This window comes from Bacillota bacterium, from assembly GCA_023511835.1.
In the GTDB taxonomy this organism is placed as follows: Bacteria; Bacillota; Sulfobacillia; order JAIMAT01; family JAIMAT01; genus JAIMAT01.
The window spans coordinates 1-5,177 of the sequence record JAIMAT010000116.1; the positions used below are offsets into that span (position 1 = coordinate 1).

Here is a 5,177-nt window from a genome sequence, read left to right on the forward strand (position 1 = left end):
ATTGACATAGATCTCCAGGCCCGCCCGCCCGGAGCCGTCCCAGCCGGCCAGGACCACGTAGAGATCGCCGGCCGCCGTGTGGCGGATGGCGGCGCGGCTGACCGGGCCCTCCTGCGAGTCCGGGTAGAAGAGGGTGGCCGGGAGGAGCGTCCCGGCGGGACGACCGCCCTGGCGGACGCCCACCTCGGCCTCCATCGCCGGCACCACGCCCTCCAGCCGCTGGCGGAGCCCCCCGAAGGTGATCGTGTACGGCCCGGCCAGCGCGCTCTGGCCCGGCGCCAGGGTGACCGAGACGTGCTGCTGGTAGGCGGTGGAGCCGATGACGGCCAGCGCCATCAGCGCGATGCCCAGGTGGGCCACGTAGCCTCCATAGCGCGAGGGGTTCCGGTCGAAGAGCCGCCAGAGGCAGAGGAGCGCCGGTTCGCCGGTCATGGCGCGGCGGGCGCGGAAGCCGTCGGCCACCTCCAGAAAGACGGAGGCGACGACGAAGACCGCGCCGGCCACGCCGAAGGCGACGGCACCGCCCAGCACCCCGGCGGCCCCGAGCAACGCGGTCAGCAGCACGGCCGAGGCGACCGGCACCAGGAGCTTCCGGCGCAGGCGCCGCCAGTCGGCGCGGCGCCAGGCAAGCAGCGGCCCGATCCCCATCAGCGCCAGGAGGAGCCCGAAGAGGGGCCCCGCTGTCTGCTCGAAGTAGGGCGCCCCCACCGTCAGACGGAGGCCGAAGAGGCCGGTCACCTCGGGCAGGAGCGTCCCCACCAGCACCACCAGCGCCGTCACCATCAGCACCAGGTTGTTGGCCAGGAAGGCCGTCTCCTTGTTGACCAGCGTCTCCAGCGGCTGGTCGTCGCGCAGCTCCTCCCAGCGCGCGCCCAGCAGGTAGAGGCAGCCGGCCAGCGCCAGCCCCAGGAAGGCGATGAAGTAGGGCGCGATGGGCGACTGGGCGAAGGCGTGGACCGAGACCAGGAGGCCGCTGCGCGTCAGCGTGGTACCCAGCAGCGTCAGCAGGTAGCCGGCCATCACCAGCACCATGTTCCAGGCCTTGAGCAGCCCGCGGCGCTCCTGGACCAGCGCCGAGTGGATGAAGGCCGTGCCCACCAGCCAGGGCATCAGCGCCGCGTTCTCCACCGGATCCCAGCCCCAGTAGCCGCCCCAGCCCAGCACGTGGTAGGACCACCAGGCGCCCAGCAGCAGGCCCAGGCCCAGGATGCCCCAGGCCAGCAGGGCCCAGCGCCGCGTCAGCCGGATCCAGCGGGCGCCGGGCTCGCGCAGCGCCAGCGCCGACACCCCGAAGGCGAAGGGGACGGTGAAACCGACGAAGCCGGTGTAAAGGGCGACAGGATGCATCAGCATGGCCGGATCGCGCAGCAGCGGACTCAGCCCCTGCCCGTCGGGCGGGATCTGCCCGGCGGGGAGGAGCGCGAAGGGGTCGGCCACGAAGGCGACCAGAAAGGCGAAGAAGAGCTCGGTGACGCCCATCACCGCCAGCGCCAACGGCGCCGTCCGCTCGCGCGAGCGCCAGGCGATGAAGGCGGCGTAGCTGGACAGGATGGTCAGCCAGAAGAGGAGCGAGCCCTCCTGGCCGCCCCAGAGCGCGCCCACCTTGTAGATGGCGGGCAGGTCCCGGCTGGAGTGGGCCGTCACATAGGCGAAGGCGAAGTTGTTGGTCAGGAGGAGCCCCACCAGGCCGGCGGCGCTGATGAGCGCCAGTCCGGCGGTCGTCACCAGCGCCAGCCGCCCGGCGCGGATCTCGCGCCGGGCCAGCGGGTCGCCGGGGCCGCCCCGTCCCTCGCGGCGCCGCACGCCGTCCGCCAGCAGGGCCACCGCCGCCAGCGCCAGCAGGAAGAGGAGCAGGAGCGAACTGTGCCCGAAGACGGCCATGAGGCGGGTGACGGTGTCGATCAAGTCGCTGCCTCCTCCGCGGGCGCTCACCTTTGCAAAGTGCCCTGTGGCGATTATACGGAATCCTTCCGGCGCCGCCGACCGCCTCCCCGCCGCCGCCCCCGACGGCCGAGCCGAGGCCCGGGCCCAGACCGGGACGTCCCGGGCCGCTCAGACGTCAAGGTAGAGGCGCACCCGCCAGCGGCCGTCCGGCGCCTCGCGGCCGGCGAGCAGACGGTGGCGTGTGGCCGCCTTCACCTCGCCGCGGAAGCCCATGCGCCCCGGCTCCAGCGGCACGCCCTCCAGGCGCGCCGCCAGGCGCCATGGCGCCTCCCCCTCGCCCGGCGTCACCTCCAGGCGCCAGCGGGCGGGGACGAAGGAGCGCGTCTGGACCAGGTAGAGCAGCTCGTCCACCCAGCGGACCACCAGCCCCTCCAGGTCGGGCGCCTCCAGCTGGAGCGCGCGCTCCCCGCGCCCGCGGCGCGGGCGGTGCGGCGGCCTTTCCAGGAGGAGCGCCAGCGTCGCCTCGCCCAGCGCGGCGAAGAGCGAGGGCAGGTCCCCCGCCTCCACCTCCAGCCCCACGTCGGCGGTATGCTCGAGCCACCTCCAGCCGCTCGGCAGCCCCGCCACCCCCCGACGTTCAGCCCTTGACCACGAGGAGGGGGCGGAGGCGGGCCACCTTCCTTGCCAGGCCGGCGGCGGCCACCACCTCCACCACCTCGTCGACGTCCTTGTAGGCCTCCGGGATCTCCTCCTCCACCGTTGCCCGGCTGGCGGCGCGGACCAGCACACCCCCGGCCGCCAGCTCCCGCAGGGGGTTCCGCCGGCGGGCCGCCTGGCGGGCACGGTGGCGGCTCCAGCGCCGGCCCGCGCCGTGGCAGGCCGAGGCGAAGCTGAGGCGCACCGCCGCCTCGTTCCCCGCCAGCACCCAGGAGCTCCGGCCCATGTCGCCCGGCACCAGCACCGGCTGGCCGCTCTCCCGGTAGGCGGGGGGCAGCGCCGCGTGGCCCGGCGGGAGGGCGCGCGTCGCCCCCTTGCGGTGGACGAGGAGCCTCGAGCCGCCGACTTCCTCCCACTGGGCCGTGTTGTGCGCCACGTCGTAGACCAGTCCGAGCCCGTGGCCGGGGAGGCCGGCCTTCTCGAAGGCGCGCCGGGCGTAGGCGGTGATCACCTGGCGGTTGGCCAGGGCGAAGTTGGCCGCCGCGGCCATGGCGCCCAGGTAGGCCTCGCCCTCGGGCGAGCGGACGGGCGCCGCCGCCAGCTGCGGGTCGGGCAGCTCGAGGCCGTGGCGCGGAGCGGCCGCCAGCATGCGCTCGACGAACTCCTGGCAGAGCTGGTGGCCCAGCCCGCGCGAGCCGGTGTGGACGAGGAGCGTCACCTGCCCCTCGAAGAGGCCGAAGGCGGCGGCCGCGCGCCTGTCCTCCACGCGCTCCACCACCCCCACCTCCAGGAAGTGGTTCCCGCTCCCCAGCGTCCCCAGCTGCGGGCCGCCCCGCTCCAGCGCGCGCTCCGAGACCAGCCCCGGCTCCGCCCCCGGCAGCCGGCCGCCCGCCTCGGCGAAGGCCAGGTCGCGGGCTTCGCCCAGCCCCGTCTCCACCGCCCAGACGGCGCCCCGGGCCAGCACCTCCCGGCGCAGGGTGCGCGCGTCGAGGCGCAGCTCAGACCGCTCCGAGCCCACCCCGGCCGGGACGGCCCGGAAGAGCTCGTCCGCCAGCCGCGCGCGGCGGGGCTCCAGGTCGGCGGCGGTCAGCGACGAAGCCAGCAGCCGGACGCCGCAGTGGATGTCGAAGCCGACGCCGCCCGGGCTGACCACCCCGCCCTCCTCCGCGTCGAAGGCGGCGACGCCGCCGATGGGGAAGCCGTAGCCCCAGTGGATGTCCGGCATGGCCACCACCGGCTCCACCACGCCCGGCAGCGCGGCCACCGCCGCCAGCTGCTCCAGCGCCGCTCCGCCCTCGGCCGCCAGCTCCTCCAGGAGCGGCGGCGAGGCGAAGAGGAGCGCGTCCACACGCATCGGCCCCCTGCGCCGCAGGCGGTACCGCCCGCCACCCTCGGCCTCTAGGCCCCAGGGAAGCACGCCCACCACCCCCTCGCCCCCCTCATCCTGCACCAGGCGCGGCGCCCCCGCGAGTTCGCCCGTTCCGGCCGCCGGTGACTGCCCGCTCCGCCCCGGGAATAGCCATCCGCGGGGAGGCGGGAGCGTGTCGCCGGAGCTGGCGGGGGGCCTGGAGGCGGTCTGGGCGGCCCTGCTCTCCGGGAGCGGGGCGGGGGTGGCCGGCGCGCTCCTGGCCGGCGCGCTGGGGGCGCGCAGCCGGCGGGCGGTGGCGCCGCTCCTAGCCGCGGTGGCGGGCATCATGTTCGCCGTCGCCGCCTTCGACCTGCTGCCGGCCGCCTGGCGGCTGGCGGGGCCGCGGACGACGCTGGCCGGGCTGGGGGCGGGCCTCCTCCTGCTGCTCGCCCTGGAGCGCAGGCGCCTGACGCCGGCCCGGCTGGTCGCCTGGGGTATCGCCGCGCACAACTTCCCGGAGGGTCTGGCCATCGGCGCGGGTTTCGCCCACCAGCGCGCCACCGGCCTGGCCGTCACCCTCCTCCTGGCGCTCCACGACCTGCCCGAGGGCATGGCCATCGCCCTGCCCGAGGAAGCGGAGGGAGCGAAGGGGGCCGCCGCCCGCTCCGCCCTGCGCGCGCTGGCGGCGGGACTGCCCACCCTGCTGGGGGCGGCGCTGGGCTACCTCGCCGGCGTCGCCCCGGCCGTCCTGGCCTTCACCCTGGGCCTGGCCGCCGGCGCCATGCTGGAGGTGACCGCCGGGACGCTCCTCCCTGTCGCCTGGACGGGCGCCGGCGACGGCCGGCGCCGCCCCCTTCCCCTGGCGGCGGCCGCCGGCTGCCTGGCGGGCTGGCTCCTCATGCGCGCGCTGGGCGGCTGAGCGCAGGCCACCCGCGCGGCCGCCGGGCGGAAGAAAGCGGCGGCGGCTTCAGCGGTAGGTCTCCGGATGCTCCCAGTCGATGGTCACCCACTCGTGCAGGATGTAGGTCCGCGCCCCGCCCGCCACGATGGGGTCGGCCTCGGCCAGCCGCCGCGCCTCCTCCAGCGAGTCGACGCGGTAGACGACCATGCCGCCGCTGCCGTCGGCGAAGCGCCCGCCCTCGTGGACCTTGCCCTCCGCGCGCAGGGCGAAGATGTACTCCAGGTGGGCGGGTCGGTCGCGCCGGTTCTTCTCGGCGTCGACGATGGTCTGGATGCAGGCGACCAGCATGCAGGCGACACTCCTCTCCGGAAAGCCTCGGGCGGAACG

Annotated in this window: 5 protein-coding genes; 1 reads left to right on the forward strand and 4 read right to left on the reverse strand. The window is 76.0% G+C overall.

The genetic code is table 11. The annotated features are described in order from the left end of the window. The 3 genes from ccsA to K6U79_10960 all read right to left on the reverse strand — a co-directional run. The coding region (gene ccsA, locus K6U79_10950; GenBank protein MCL6522869.1) for a cytochrome c biogenesis protein CcsA at window positions 1–1,905 on the reverse strand (1,905 nt) is incomplete at its 3' end. 147 nt (window positions 1,906–2,052) lie between these two features. Beyond that, window positions 2,053–2,502, reverse strand: a complete 450-nt coding sequence (locus tag K6U79_10955) for an archease (GenBank protein MCL6522870.1) — start codon at window positions 2,500–2,502, stop codon at window positions 2,053–2,055. A 19-nt stretch (window positions 2,503–2,521) separates the two neighbouring features. After that, a complete protein-coding gene (locus K6U79_10960) occupies window positions 2,522–3,895 on the reverse strand; it encodes an RtcB family protein (GenBank protein ID MCL6522871.1) in 1,374 nt (457 codons plus the stop codon). A gap of 187 nt (window positions 3,896–4,082) precedes the next feature. Between K6U79_10960 and K6U79_10965 the strand changes: the two genes are divergently transcribed. Beyond that, window positions 4,083–4,808, forward strand: coding sequence for a ZIP family metal transporter (locus tag K6U79_10965; GenBank protein ID MCL6522872.1), 726 nt, complete (start codon window positions 4,083–4,085; stop codon window positions 4,806–4,808). Between the two features lie 48 nt (window positions 4,809–4,856). Here the strand turns inward: K6U79_10965 and K6U79_10970 are convergent, their stop codons facing one another. Continuing rightward, window positions 4,857–5,138: a YciI family protein gene (locus K6U79_10970; protein ID MCL6522873.1), complete on the reverse strand. Its 282-nt coding sequence runs from the start codon at window positions 5,136–5,138 to the stop codon at window positions 4,857–4,859. Window positions 5,139–5,177 lie beyond the last annotated feature (39 nt).